14 protein-coding genes are annotated in these 12,212 nt (G+C 73.1%); 10 read left to right on the forward strand and 4 right to left on the reverse strand.

Annotation, left to right across the window (positions count from 1 at the left end; translation table 11 throughout):
* Window positions 1–21 precede the first annotated feature (21 nt).
* Window positions 22–366 carry an ArsR/SmtB family transcription factor gene (locus tag ACFXKZ_RS40360; RefSeq protein WP_380008951.1) on the reverse strand — a complete coding sequence of 115 codons (345 nt, stop codon included), beginning with the start codon at window positions 364–366 and terminating at the stop codon, window positions 22–24.
* Between the two features lie 141 nt (window positions 367–507).
* Here ACFXKZ_RS40360 and ACFXKZ_RS40365 point away from each other — a divergent pair, with 141 nt between their 5' ends.
* A complete protein-coding gene (locus ACFXKZ_RS40365) occupies window positions 508–1,494 on the forward strand; it encodes a zinc-binding alcohol dehydrogenase family protein (RefSeq protein ID WP_380008954.1) in 987 nt (328 codons plus the stop codon).
* A 57-nt stretch (window positions 1,495–1,551) separates the two neighbouring features.
* Here the strand turns inward: ACFXKZ_RS40365 and ACFXKZ_RS40370 are convergent, their stop codons facing one another.
* Entirely contained in the window at window positions 1,552–2,217 is a 666-nt protein-coding gene (locus ACFXKZ_RS40370; protein ID WP_380008957.1) for a hypothetical protein, read from the reverse strand.
* A 210-nt stretch (window positions 2,218–2,427) separates the two neighbouring features.
* On the opposite strand from ACFXKZ_RS40370, the gene ACFXKZ_RS40375 reads away from it, so the two are divergent.
* From ACFXKZ_RS40375 to ACFXKZ_RS40405, 7 genes are read left to right on the forward strand one after another with little or no spacing between them, the layout of a single operon-like run.
* On the forward strand, window positions 2,428–3,615 hold the full coding sequence (locus tag ACFXKZ_RS40375) for a thiolase family protein (RefSeq protein WP_380008960.1): 1,188 nt from the start codon (window positions 2,428–2,430) through the stop codon (window positions 3,613–3,615).
* A gap of 13 nt (window positions 3,616–3,628) precedes the next feature.
* Window positions 3,629–4,360: a protocatechuate 3,4-dioxygenase subunit beta gene (gene pcaH / locus ACFXKZ_RS40380; protein ID WP_380008963.1), complete on the forward strand. Its 732-nt coding sequence runs from the start codon at window positions 3,629–3,631 to the stop codon at window positions 4,358–4,360.
* A 41-nt stretch (window positions 4,361–4,401) separates the two neighbouring features.
* Window positions 4,402–4,986 (forward strand): protocatechuate 3,4-dioxygenase subunit alpha, encoded by a 585-nt coding sequence (gene pcaG / locus ACFXKZ_RS40385; RefSeq protein WP_380009226.1) that lies wholly within the window; start codon window positions 4,402–4,404, stop codon window positions 4,984–4,986.
* Between the two features lie 10 nt (window positions 4,987–4,996).
* Window positions 4,997–6,385 (forward strand): 3-carboxy-cis,cis-muconate cycloisomerase, encoded by a 1,389-nt coding sequence (gene pcaB, locus ACFXKZ_RS40390; RefSeq protein WP_380008966.1) that lies wholly within the window; start codon window positions 4,997–4,999, stop codon window positions 6,383–6,385.
* Window positions 6,382–7,161, forward strand: coding sequence for a 3-oxoadipate enol-lactonase (gene pcaD, locus ACFXKZ_RS40395; protein WP_380008968.1), 780 nt, complete (start codon window positions 6,382–6,384; stop codon window positions 7,159–7,161). Before pcaB ends, pcaD begins: the two co-directional genes overlap by 4 nt.
* A complete protein-coding gene (gene pcaC, locus ACFXKZ_RS40400) occupies window positions 7,158–7,526 on the forward strand; it encodes a 4-carboxymuconolactone decarboxylase (protein WP_380008971.1) in 369 nt (122 codons plus the stop codon). The genes pcaD and pcaC overlap by 4 nt, the downstream gene beginning before the upstream one ends.
* Window positions 7,527–7,539: 13 nt before the next feature.
* Complete coding sequence (locus ACFXKZ_RS40405; RefSeq protein WP_380008974.1) at window positions 7,540–8,349, forward strand: IclR family transcriptional regulator; 810 nt, start codon at window positions 7,540–7,542, stop codon at window positions 8,347–8,349.
* A gap of 24 nt (window positions 8,350–8,373) precedes the next feature.
* Here the strand turns inward: ACFXKZ_RS40405 and ACFXKZ_RS40410 are convergent, their stop codons facing one another.
* Both ACFXKZ_RS40410 and ACFXKZ_RS40415 read right to left on the reverse strand, forming a co-directional pair.
* Window positions 8,374–8,976, reverse strand: a complete 603-nt coding sequence (locus ACFXKZ_RS40410) for a hypothetical protein (protein ID WP_380008977.1) — start codon at window positions 8,974–8,976, stop codon at window positions 8,374–8,376.
* Between the two features lie 137 nt (window positions 8,977–9,113).
* A complete protein-coding gene (locus ACFXKZ_RS40415; protein WP_380008980.1) occupies window positions 9,114–9,818 on the reverse strand; it encodes a hypothetical protein in 705 nt (234 codons plus the stop codon).
* 233 nt (window positions 9,819–10,051) lie between these two features.
* Between ACFXKZ_RS40415 and ACFXKZ_RS40420 the strand changes: the two genes are divergently transcribed.
* Both ACFXKZ_RS40420 and ACFXKZ_RS40425 read left to right on the forward strand, forming a co-directional pair.
* The gene (locus ACFXKZ_RS40420) at window positions 10,052–11,227 is read left to right on the forward strand and encodes a 4-hydroxybenzoate 3-monooxygenase (RefSeq protein ID WP_380008983.1); all 1,176 of its coding nucleotides are present in this window, start codon (window positions 10,052–10,054) and stop codon (window positions 11,225–11,227) included.
* Window positions 11,228–11,410: 183 nt separating this feature from the next.
* Window positions 11,411–12,115 carry an L-2-amino-thiazoline-4-carboxylic acid hydrolase gene (locus ACFXKZ_RS40425; RefSeq protein ID WP_380008986.1) on the forward strand — a complete coding sequence of 235 codons (705 nt, stop codon included), beginning with the start codon at window positions 11,411–11,413 and terminating at the stop codon, window positions 12,113–12,115.
* The last annotated feature ends 97 nt before the right edge of the window (window positions 12,116–12,212 follow it).

Consider the following 12,212-nt stretch of genomic DNA (forward strand, 5'->3'; position numbering starts at 1 on the left):
GGCGACCCGGGCCCGCAGGGCTCAGCCGTCCCCGGTCGCCTGCCGCTCGTACGCTCCCAGGATCGCCGCGAGCAATCCCGGGAAGCGTTCCTCCAGATCCGCCTGCCGCAGCGTGGTCAGCCGGCGGTTGCCGTCCTCGCGCTGATGGATCACGCCCGCCTCGCGCAACACCCGGAAGTGGTGGCTGAGCGTGGACGGGGCCACCTCGACCGGGAAGGTGCCGCACGCGCGCTCGGGGTCGGCGTGGAGTGTGCGGGTGATGGTCATCCGGGTCGGGTCGGACAGTGCGTGCAGTACGTCGAGCACGTTCATCTCGGCGGTGGCCACGTGGACCGGCGCCGGGCGCCGTCGATGCGAGCGGGGCACGGGCGGCTCCTCTTCTCCACGGGTCCCGGCGCGCGGAGGGTTTCCCCGACCGCCTTGGCGGTGATTTTGCCCGGCGTCCCCGATCATCGTGGTACTACTTTCGACGTACGTCGAACATCGTAACCGTGGACGGGGACGGACATGCGCGCATTGCTGATGACCGAGCCGGGGGACGCGCGCCGGTCGCGGATCGTGGACGTGGAGGTGCCCCGTCCGGGCCCGGGCGAGGTGGCGATCGACGTCGCGTACGCCGGGCTGAACTTCATGGACGTGATGGCCCGGCGCGGCGATCCGGGATATGTCCGGAGTTGGCCGTATCGCCCCGGCCTGGAGGTCGCCGGCACGGTGCGCGAGGTCGGCGCGGACGTGGTCGGCTTGGCGGTCGGCGACCGGGTCGCGGCGGTGCCCGACGGCGGCGGCCTCGCCGAAGTGGCCATTGCCCGCGCCGGGTTGACCATGACCGTGCCCGCCGAGGTGTCGCTGCGCACGGCGGCGGCGGTGCCACTGGGCCTGGCCACGGCGATGTTGCTGCTGGCCGAGGCGGGTCGGTTCGCCCCGGGGGACAGTGTCCTGGTGCACTCCGCGAGCGGTGGCATCGGCAGTGCGCTGGCGCAACTGGTCCCGCTGCTCGGCGGTGGTCGGCTGATCGGCACGGTGGGCCGGGCGGAGAAGGTCGAGGCGGCCCGGAAGAGCGGCTACGACGAGGTGTTCGTGCGCGACGAGGCGGACGCGGACGCCATCCGGGCGGCCAACGAGGGCCACGGCGTGGATGTGATCCTGGACCCGCTGGGCACCAGTGCGCTGGCCCTGGACCTGGACGCGGCGGCGACCGGTGCCCGGATCGTGCTGTTCGGCAACGCCTCCGGCGGCGCGCTCGACCCGATGCCGGCGGCCGGTCGACTGATCGGCGGCAACATCACCGTGACCGGCTTCAGCCATCGCGGCCTGGTCGCGGGCGCGCCCCGGCGGGTGGCCCGGGCCATCCGGGGCACCCTGGACCTGCTCGCGGGCGGCCGGCTGGACTTCCCGGTCACCGAACTGTCGTCGTTGGCCGAGGTTCCGGCCGCGCACGACCTGCTCGCCGCGGGGCGGGGCGCGGGCAAGTACGTGGTTCGGGTCACCGGCTGACGGGCCGTCATCCCCGGCGCGCCGGGCCGACCTCAATCGGGCGCGCGCCGGGGCGGATCAGCCCTGTACCGGGTATTGGCCGGGCGGCTGGTGCGGAGGCTGCGGCGCGTACCGGCCCGGCGGCTGGTTGGGCGGCTGCGGTGCGTACCGGCCGGGTGCCTGGCCCGGGTATTGCTGCGGCACCTGGCCGGCGTACTGCTGCGGTGTCTGACCCGGGTATTGGCTCGCCGCCTGCGGCGCGTACTGGTTCGGCATCCGGCCCGGGTGGCCGCCGCCGTGCGGAACGCCGCCGGACGCCGCGTACGCGTCGGTGAGGTAGCGGAAGATCCACTCGCCCTCGGTGCGCCACGGGCGCGGGAAGTTGAGTTTGGCGGGCTTGTCCTTGCCGGGGAAGTGGAAGAACATCCGGCTCCAGGTCGTCTTCGTCTCCAACCCGCTCAGCAGTGCCCCGGCCTCCGCGTGGGTCAGCGCGTAGGCCACCTCCTTCGGCCTGCTGCTCAGCGAGCTCGCGCGGTGGAACAGCACGCCCTGGCGGGTGACCGTGAAGAAGTAGTAGTCGGACATCGACGCCCCGATCAGCGCGCCGATGCCGCCGAAGAGCGCGAACAACATCGGGTTCGGCCCGCGGACCACGAACATCGTGCACAGCGGTTCGTCGCCGGGCACGGCCGCGGCCACCACCTCCGCGACCTGTCGCTGCATGGTCGCCTTGCGCATTGCCATGTGTCGGTCCTCCCCGTGGGTGTGCCGCGCGCCGCCGCGGCGGGCGATCGAAGGCTAGTCCCGTGGGGGCCGTCCACGGGGCCCGATCCGGGCAAATGTTCGACTTCGATCGAGGGTGTGCGCTTCCGCTGAGCGGAAACCGGGCGCCCGGCGGGCGGGCGGCAGGCGGCACGGTGGGCGGTACGACATCACCGCCGCAGGGGAGAGCGCATGAACGGGCTCGAGGACGTCTATCTGGTGGACGCCGTACGCACGCCCATCGGTCGCCACGGCGGCGCGCTGGCCGGGGTGCGGCCGGACGATCTGGCCGCGACCGTGCTGCGCGCCCTGCTCGACCGGGCGCCGGACCTGGACCCCGAGCGCATCGACGACGTGGTGTTCGGCGCCGCCAACGGGGCCGGCGAGGACAACCGGGACGTGGCGCGGATGGCGGTGCTGCTCGCCGGACTGCCCGCCTCGGTGCCCGGCGTCACGGTGAACCGGCTGTGCGGATCCGGCCTGGAGGCGGTGATCCAGGCGGCCCGCGCGGTCGCGGTCGGCGATGCCTCGATCGTGGTCGCGGGCGGGGTCGAGTCGATGTCGCGCGCGCCGTGGGTGCTGGCCAAGCCCGGCCGGGGTTATCCCACCGGCCACGAGACGCTGCACTCGACCACGCTCGGCTGGCGCATGGTCAATCCGCGCATGCCCGCCGAATGGACGGTCGGCCTCGGCGAGGCGACCGAGCAACTGGCGGCGGAATACGGCGTGACCCGGGAGGCGCAGGACGCCTACGCCGCCGCGTCGCACGCCGGGGCCGCCGCCGCATGGGCCGCCGGCGCGTTCGCCGACGAGGTGATCCCGGTCCCCGGCGTGGACCTGATCCGGGACGAGTCGGTCCGGCCCGGCAGCACCCCGGAGGTGTTGGCCGGGCTGAAGCCGTCATTTCGCCCGGACGGCACGATCACCGCGGGCAACGCCTCGCCGCTCAACGACGGCGCCGCCGCGCTGCTCGTGGCCGACGCGGCGGGACTGCGGGCCATCGGCCGCGAGCCGCTGGCCCGGATCACCGCGAGCGGCGTGCACGGCGTGGACCCGCGCAGGTTCGGCATCGGCCCGGTCGAGGCGGGCCGCCGCGCGTTGGCCAGGGCCGGTCGCGGCCTCGCCGACCTGGACGCGGTCGAACTCAACGAGGCATTCGCCGCCCAGGCGCTCGCCTGCCTGGGCGAATGGCCCGAGGTGGACCCGGCCGTGGTCAACCCGCTCGGCGGCGCGCTCGCGCTCGGCCACCCGCTCGGCGCCTCCGGCGCCCGGATCCTGGGCACGCTCGCGCACCGGTTGCACCGCCGGGGCGGCGGCCTGGGCATGGCCGCACTGTGCATCGGCGTCGGCCAGGGCCTGGCCGTCACGGTGGAGAACTGAGGAGAGTCGCCCGATGACCATCCCGTACGACCGCACCGACGGCCGACCGGACCGCCATGCACCCGAACCCCCGCGCCGCCTCCCCGAGTTCGACTTCGCCGCCTACCGCAGTACCGAACTGCGCAGCCCCCGGCGGCCGTTGGTGATCCCGCCGAGCGGCGCCACCGAGCGCACCGGCCCGGTGTTCGGCGTCGCCGACGTACACCCGCTCGACGCCGACCTCACCGCGCAACACGTCGGCGAACCGCTCGGCGAGCGCATCGTGGTCGGCGGTCGGGTGCTGGACGAGTCGGGTCGGCCGCTGCGCGGGCAACTCGTCGAGCTGTGGCAGGCCAACGCGGCCGGCCGCTACCCGCACAAGGGCGACCGTCACCCCGCCCCGCTCGACCCCAACTTCACCGGCGCCGGCCGTTGTCTGACCGACGACGAGGGCCGCTACCGGTTCGTCACGATCAAGCCCGGCGCGTACCCGTGGGGCAATCACCACAACGCCTGGCGTCCCGCGCACATCCACTTCTCGCTCTTCGGCACCGCCTTCACCCAGCGCCTGGTGACCCAGATGTACTTCCCGGGCGACCCGCTGTTCGCCTACGACCCGATCTTCAACTCGGTCCGCGACGAGCGGGCCCGGCGCCGGATGATCGCCGGCTTCGACATGGACACCACCGTGAGCGACTGGGCGCTCGGCTACCGGTGGGACATCGTGCTCGGCGGCGCGAGCGCGACCCCGACGGAGGACCGATGAGCACCCCGCCGATCGACATCCGGCCGATGAACACCCCGCCGATGCACACCTGGCCGATCGGCGCCGAGGGCGGCACGCCGAATCCGGACGGCGGGCTCACCCCGTCGCAGACCGTCGGGCCGTTCTTCGGCTACGCGCTGCCCTTCGCCGGCGGCCCGGACCTGGTCCCGCCGCACACGCCCGGCGCGATCCGGGTGCACGGCACGGTGTACGACGGCGCGGGTGTGCCCGTCCCGGACGCCGTCGTGGAGATCTGGCAGGCCGACGCGGCGGGCCGGATCCCGTGCGCGCCCGGTTCCTTCGCGCGCGACGGGGTGACCTTCACGGGGTGGGGGCGGGCGGCGGTGGACCGGCTCGGCCGCTACGCGTTCAGCACGGTTCGGCCCGGTGCGCCCGGGGCCGACGCGAATCCATACCTGGCCATGTCGGTGTTCGCGCGCGGCATGCTGCGCCGAGTGGTCACCCGGGTGTACTTCCCCGAGGACGACCGCCACGCGGACCCGCTGTTCGCGCTGGTTCCGGCGAGCCGGCATGAGACGCTGATCGCCGTGCGGGAGGAATCGGGAGCCTACCGCTTCGATGTGCACATCCAGGGCGAACAGGAGACCGTTTTCCTTGCCGTGTGACCGTGACCCCGTGGCCGGTCGTGACGCCGTGCCCGACCACGATCCGGACCCCGCGTACGACGAGGTCGATGCGGGGCTGCTCGAACCGGTCCGGGCCGGGACGCCCGTCGAAGCGGCCACGAGCGACGCCGCGTACCTGCGGGCGCTGCTCGACGTGGAGGCCGCGCTGGCCCGGGCCCAGGCCCGGATCGGGCTGATCCCGGCCGAGGCCGCCGCCGCGATCGAGGCGGGCACCCGGGGCACGTTCGACCCGGTCGACCTGGCCCGTCGCGCACGCGGTGCGGGCAACCCGGTGGTCCCGCTCGTCCAGGACCTCCAAGCGGCGGTGCGCGCCCTCGACCCGGCCGCCGCCGACCAGGTGCACCTGGGCGCGACCAGCCAGGACATCGTGGACAGCGCCGCGATGCTGGTCGCCGCCCGCGCCCTGGACATCACGCTGTCCGACCTGGCCCGCACCGCCGCCGCGCTGGCCCACCTGGCCGAACGCCACCGCGACACGCTCCAGGCCGGTCGTACGCTCACCCAGCACGCGGTGCCGACCACGTTCGGGCTGGTCGCGGCCGGCTGGTGCGTCGCGGTCACCGACGCCTGGGCGCACACCCGCGCGGTCCGCGCCGCGCTGCCCGCGCAACTGGGTGGCGCGGCGGGCACCCTGGCCGCGCTCGGTGCGCACGGGGTCGCGCTGCTCGCCCCGTTCGCCGAGGAACTGGGTTTGGCCGAACCGGTGTTGCCCTGGCATACGCTGCGTGCCCCGGTCCTGGACCTGGCCGGTGCGCTCGCCCGGATCACCGGCGCGCTGGGCAAGTTCGCCGGCGATGTCGCGCTGCTGGGGCAGACCGAGGTGGGCGAGGTGGCGGAGGCGACCGGTGCCGGGCGCGGCGGTTCCTCGGCGATGCCGCACAAGCACAACCCGGTGTTGTCGGTGCTGATCGTCGCGGCCGCCCGGCAGGTGCCCGGCCACGTCTCGATCCTGGCCGCCTCGGCGGCGGGCGCCGAGTACCAGCGCCCGGCCGGCGCCTGGCACGCCGAGTGGCAGCCGCTGCGCGCGGCACTGCGCCTGGCGGGCGGCGCGGCCTCGACGGCGGCCGAACTGGCCGAGGGGCTGGTCGTCTTCCCGGACCGCATGCGGGCCAACCTGGAGCTGACCGGAGGGCGGATCGTGTCCGAGCGGCTGGTCGCCGAGTTGACCGCCGAGCACGGCGCGACGCAGGCTCGCCGGCTGCTCACCGACGCCTCCCGGACCTCGGCGCGAACCGGCCGGCACCTTCGTGATGTGCTGGGGGAGGCTGACGAGACGCTGTTCGACCCCGCCGGCCATCTCGGCTCCACCCCGGCCCTGATCGATCGGGCGCTCGCGCACCACCGCACCGTGTTCCGGTTCCAAGAGAAGGTCACATGACGATCGCTACGCTCAACCACCGCTTCGACGGCCCGGCCGACGCCCCGGTGGTGATCCTCGGCCCCTCGCTCGGCACCGAACTGGGCATGTGGGACGCGCAGATCCCGGAGTTGTCCAGGGAGCACCGGGTGCTGCGCTACGACCTGCGCGGACACGGTCGCTCGCACCCGGTACCGGGCACCGACTCGATCGCCGACCTGGTCGGCGACGTGCTGACGCTGGCCGACTCGTACGGGATCAGGCGGTTCGCCTACGCCGGGGTCTCGCTCGGCGGCGCGGTCGGCCTGTGGATGGGCGTGCATCATCCCGAGCGGCTGACCGGGCTGATCGCGTGTTGCACCTCGGCGCGATTCGGTGAGCCCGAGGGCTGGCGGGAGCGGGCCGCGACGGTGCGTGCGCAGGGCATGCGGCAACTCGCCGACACGGTGATCCGGCGCTGGTTCACCCCGGAGTACATCGAACGCGAGCCGGCCGCGGTGCAGCGGATCCTGGAGATGTTGTACGCCTGCCCGCCGGAGGGCTACGCCGGTTGTTGCGACGCGCTCGCGGGCTACGACCTGCGCGCCGAGCTGGGCCGGATCAGCGCGCCCACGCTGGTGATCGGCGCCGAGCGGGACCCGTCCACGCCGCTCGAACACGCCCGCGAGCTGGCCGCCGGCATCCCCGACGCGACGCTGGTGGAGGTCGCCGACGCCGCGCACCTGGCGAACATCCAGCAGGCCGAGGCGGTCACCTCGGCGATGCTGGCGCACCTGGCGGCGGGGGTGCGGGGATGAGCCACGCCGACGGGATGCGGGTGCGGCGCGAGGTGCTGGGCGACGCGCATGTGGATCGGGCGGTCGCGGGTACCACCGAACTGACCGCCGACTACCAGGACCTGATCACCCGCTACGCGTGGGGCGAGATCTGGACCCGTCCCGGCCTGGACCGCCGTACCCGCAGCTGCGTCACCCTCACCGCCCTGGTGGCCGGCCACCACTTGGACGAACTCGCGATGCACCTGAAGGCGGCCCGGACCAATGGCCTGAGCTGGGACGAGATCAAGGAGGTGCTGTTGCAGACCGCCGTCTATTGCGGCGTGCCGGCGGCGAACAGCGCCTTCGCGGTGGCGCAGCGGGTCCGGGCCGAGCTGGGCGAGTGAGGGAGGGCCGCCGATGACGCCCGTCACGGTGACCGGCAAGGTGATGGCCATCCTCGGCGCGTTCGCGGCCGGGGACGGCCGGTTGACCCTGACGGAGGTGTGCAGGCGGGCCGATCTGGCGCTCGCCACCGGGCATCGCCTCGTCGCCGAGCTGGTCGGCGGGGGTTTTCTGGAGCGGCTGGACGACGGGTCGTATCGGGTCGGGGTCAAGCTGTGGCACATCGGCGCGCAGGCGCACGCCGCGACCGATCTGCGCGATCTGGCGCTGCCGCACATGGAGGACCTGTACGAGGCGACCCACGAGAACGTGCAGCTCGCGGTGCTGCGCGACGGCAAGGCGCTGTATCTGGAACGCCTGCGCGGCACCCGCTCGATGCCGATCGTCACCCGCGTGGGCGTGGAGTTGCCGCTGCACGCCACCGGGGTCGGCAAGGTGTTGCTCGCCTACGCGCCCCGACAGTTGCGCGAGCGGGTGCTGGCACAGCCGTTGGCCGCGCACACCGAGCGCACCATCACCGATGCGGAGCGGCTGCGCGGGTGCCTGGCCGAGGTCCGGCGCACCGGAGTGGCCACCACGTCGGGGGAGATGACGGTCGGCGCGCACTCGGTGGCGGCGCCGATCCGGGATCGGCACGACACGGTGGTCGCGGCGTTGTCCCTGGTGACCGGGCGGCGTACGGCCGACCTGCGGCGGCTGGTGCCGACGGTGACCACGGCGGCTCGGGCACTGTCCCGTGACGTGGCGCTGCACTGGTCCGGGAGTGGGGACATCGGCGCCGACGCGGACGAGGGCGCGGGTGGGGACTGTCACCCGCGTGGGTGACAGTCCCCACCGGGGATCACGTCCTCAGAGCTTGAGCATCACCTGTACGAAGGCCCGGTACTTCTGCAGGGCGAGCCGCAGTTGCTCGGTGTCGTCCCCGGCCTCGCGCCGCAGCTGCTCCAACTCGGCGCGCCGGGCCTGGATGGCGTCGGTCGCCAGCTTGGCCACCTGCGCGGTCACCTCGTCGGCGTCGGAGACCGCTTCGGCGGGGCTGTCCACGAAGGTCGACAGGGTGTCCCGGAAGCGGGCGTTCAACTCCTCGCCGGTGTCCCGGTCGACCAGCGCGTCGCCGGCGACGGTACGGCGCGCGGGGGTGCGCCGCGCCGCCGGCCGGCGACCGTTCGCACTCGCCGTCCCGGCACCGGCCGCGGCCGTGCTGCTCTTGCCCGCGCCGCGCACCGGCAGGACCGAGGTCCCGTACGGCTCCACGTCGTCGTGCCGGCGGTGCGGCAGATCGGCAGCCGGGGCCGGCGGCGGGTCGGTGGGCGCGGGCGGGATCGGGCCGGCGCCGTCGGTGATCCGGGCCTGGCGGGCGGCGCGGTCGCGGTCGTCACGCTCGACGACGGGCGCGTCTTCCGGCGGGGCGCCGGAAGTACTCGGCGCGTTCGGGGAGTTCGTCTTGCGCATCGGTCTGGGTCCTCTCGTCCGGTACGACTGGCCGTGGCGCCGTTCCTTCGAGCGTCCCCCGTTCGGGACCGCTCCGGTGTGGTCGGTCTTCCGATTCGTCTTCCGCTTTGTCCATGCCTACCCGGGTGTGTACCCGGTCAGCGGGTCTCCGGCTTCGTGGTGTCGAATCGGGGTGCCCGCGTGTCGTATTCGGCCGCTGTCGTGGTCGTACCGGTCGTACCGGTCGTACCGGGCGTGCCCGTCGGGTCCGTCGTGCCGGTCCGATGGTTGTGCGCGCCCCTGGACGCGGCGCTGTTCCTGGGGCGATACGTCTGCCCCAACAGGTCGTCGAACAGGGCCCGGTGGTGGATCATCGCCTGGCGCAGGTCCTCGGTCTCGGCGCGGCCGGCCTCGTTGAGTCGGGCGATCTCGTGCGCCTGGCGGTAGTGCTCGAGGGTGTGGCCGTGCTCCACGGACAGCAGTTCGATCCGCGTGTCGTGTGCGCCGGTGGGGTAGCCGCGCTCGTGCATCAGCCGGGTGATCAGCGCGTCGGCCTCGGCCACCGCGTCGCCGGGGGCGTCCACGAAACGTTCCTGGACGTTGGTCCACTCGGTGGCGTACTGCTCCCGCGCGGCGGGCTCCAGGGGTTTGAGGTCGAGGTCGCGGTGCTTGCGCTCGCGATCGGCCAGCCGGCGTTCGGCCAGGCGTCGGTCGCCGTACTGTTCGACCGCCTTGTCGTACTCGGGGCCGAAGCGGTCTTGCAGGTGCTTGCGTCGCATCATCGGGCGGCCCACGAGGACGGCCGCGCCGGCGAGGAGGACGACGATCACCACGATCAGGACGATGGTCGCTGCCGTGTTCACGGGGGACTCCAGGAGTGTCGGGTCTCGGATCGTGCCTTTCGGTGGAACAGCGGATGCACTCCGCATAGCGGAGGTATCCGGCCGTGCTCGACATCCCATCCCTTGCCGGGTCCGCGCCGAGCAAACTCGACCGGGTGCACCGGCTTCCGGCCACCGGAAGGCGGGCGGGTCGGCCGGGCCCGCGATGGGCGAGCCTGAGGCGGATCGGGTAGGGCGGGACGAGGAGCGGGCGGATGCGGACACGGGTCGCGATCATCGGTGCGGGGCCTGCGGGTCTGCTGCTGTCGCAACTGCTGCACGATCGTGGGATCGACGCGGTGTTGCTGGAGGCGCGCGATCGCGCGTACTGCGAGGGCCGGCAGCGGGCGGGCATGCTGGAGCAGGCCACGGTCGACGTGCTGCGCGAGGCCGGCGCGGCGAACCGGCTGGATCGTGAGGGGCTGGTCCATCACGGGATCCATCTGCGCTTCGCCGGTCGGGATCGGCACATCGACTTCCCGAGCCGGACCGGGGGGCGGTCGGTGACCGTGTACGGGCAGACCGAGATCGTCAAGGACCTGATCGCCAAGCGGGTCGCCGAGGGCGCGCGGATGTACTTCGACGCGCCGGTGACCGCGATCGAGGGCATCGACGGCGACGCGCCGCGCGTGCGGTTCCTGCGCGACGGTGTGGAGGAGGTGCTGGAGTGCGACCTGGTGGCGGGGTGCGACGGGTTCCACGGCGTCTCGCGCGGGGCGATTCCGGCGGATGTGCTGAAGATTCACGAGCGGGTCCATCCGTTCGCGTGGCTGGGCATCCTGGCGGATGTGGCGCCGTCCACCGACGATCTGATCTACGCCTACAACGAGCGGGGGTTCGCGCTGCACAGCATGCGCTCGCGTGCGGTGAGCCGGCTGTATCTCCAGGTGGACCCGGACGCGGATCTCGCCGACTGGCCGGACGAGCGGATCTGGGCGGAGTTGCGCGAGCGGTTGGCGCTGCCGGGCTGGACGCTGGACGAGGGGCCGATCAGGGAGCGGAGCATCACCCCGATGCGGAGCTTCGTGGCCGAGCCGATGAGCTTCGGGCGGCTGTTCCTGGCGGGCGACGCGGCGCACATCGTGCCGCCCACGGGCGCGAAGGGGTTGAATCTCGCGATGGCGGACGTGCGGGTGCTGGCGCGGGCGTGTGAGGAGTTTTTCCTGGCCGGGTCGCGGGCGGGGCTCGACGGCTACAGCGACGCGTGTTTGCGGCGGGTGTGGCGGGCGGAGCAGTTCTCGTACTGGATGACGACGTTGTTGCATGCGCGTGGGGATGCGGACGCGTTCGAACGACGGTGCCAGGAGGCGCAGTTGGCGTATCTGGCCGACTCCGATGCGGCGATGGCCACGCTGGCCGAGAACTATGTCGGCTACACCTGGGCCGACTGACCCCGCAGCCGGCCGGACGTCGTAGGCTGATACCGGCAATACGCCATCTTCACAAGGAAGTTCGTCAGCGCCGGGTCGGTCGGTGGAGTGTGCTGTCGGGCTCGCTCGGCATGCGGGTTCGGCGCGGCTCCGCCTCGGCGGTGTGCGGTCGTTTCCCGGATCCGGGCCTGTCTCGGAAGGGCCATGATGACCACCGACCACGACACCTTCGGCGACGGCGGGTATACGCCGGACGCCGAGCGGGACACCACGATCCTGCTGGAGGCCTTCGTCGCGCACATCGCGAACGCGGTTCGCGAGCGGGGCCTGCCGGAGTGCCTCCCGGGCGATGCGACCGCGCTGCACCGCGAACTCGAAGTCGCCAACGCGCACCTGATCGACGACGAGCCGTCCCGGCACAACCTGCGGATCACCCTCGCGCTGGTCGCGGCGTACCGGATCCTGCGGCCGCACCTGGATCGCGACGACGCCGTCGCCCTCGTCCGGGACGCGATCGTCGAACCGCTCGGCGCGATCACCGAGTCGGCCACCGCGGCGATGCTCGATGCCGCGCCCGACCCGTTCGCGGCGATCGTCGCGCTGTCGAAGTCCCGCGAGGAGGAGTCCTTCGGACGGACCTTCACCTTCGTTCGCCCGGCGGACGACGACCGGCGCTACCTCCTCGACATCCACCGCTGCTTCTACCACGACGTGCTGGTCGCCAACTCCGCCCCGGAGTTGACGCCTGCGATGTGCGCCTTCGACCTGAACTGGATCCGGGCCATCGACCCGAACCGACACGGTCTGCGCTTCGACCGCGCCGGCACCATCGGCCACGGCGACACCCACTGCACATTCCACTTCCACCGCACCGACCCGCCGGAGCCGCCCGTGATCGACGAAGGCTGACGACAAGGTTGTCCACAGGCTGTGTGTGAAGGTTGTGGGCGAGGGTGTCCGAGGCTCGCGGCCTCGGACACCACCCGTGCGTTTTCGGCCGCCGGGA

This window comes from Embleya sp. NPDC059237, from assembly GCF_042754105.1.
Taxonomy (GTDB): Bacteria; Actinomycetota; Actinomycetes; order Streptomycetales; family Streptomycetaceae; genus Embleya.

Coding starts and splice junctions, on each gene's coding strand:
- pcaH (WP_380008963.1), top strand. CDS start 3,629: ATGACCATCCCGTACGACCGCACCGACGGCCGACCGGACCGCCATGCA.
- ACFXKZ_RS40370 (WP_380008957.1), bottom strand. CDS start 2,217: ATGGCAATGCGCAAGGCGACCATGCAGCGACAGGTCGCGGAGGTGGTG.
- ACFXKZ_RS40425 (WP_380008986.1), top strand. CDS start 11,411: ATGATGACCACCGACCACGACACCTTCGGCGACGGCGGGTATACGCCG.
- ACFXKZ_RS40365 (WP_380008954.1), top strand. CDS start 508: ATGCGCGCATTGCTGATGACCGAGCCGGGGGACGCGCGCCGGTCGCGG.
- ACFXKZ_RS40375 (WP_380008960.1), top strand. CDS start 2,428: ATGAACGGGCTCGAGGACGTCTATCTGGTGGACGCCGTACGCACGCCC.
- pcaC (WP_380008971.1), top strand. CDS start 7,158: ATGAGCCACGCCGACGGGATGCGGGTGCGGCGCGAGGTGCTGGGCGAC.
- ACFXKZ_RS40410 (WP_380008977.1), bottom strand. CDS start 8,976: ATGCGCAAGACGAACTCCCCGAACGCGCCGAGTACTTCCGGCGCCCCG.
- ACFXKZ_RS40420 (WP_380008983.1), top strand. CDS start 10,052: ATGCGGACACGGGTCGCGATCATCGGTGCGGGGCCTGCGGGTCTGCTG.
- pcaD (WP_380008968.1), top strand. CDS start 6,382: ATGACGATCGCTACGCTCAACCACCGCTTCGACGGCCCGGCCGACGCC.
- ACFXKZ_RS40405 (WP_380008974.1), top strand. CDS start 7,540: ATGACGCCCGTCACGGTGACCGGCAAGGTGATGGCCATCCTCGGCGCG.
- pcaG (WP_380009226.1), top strand. CDS start 4,402: ATGCACACCTGGCCGATCGGCGCCGAGGGCGGCACGCCGAATCCGGAC.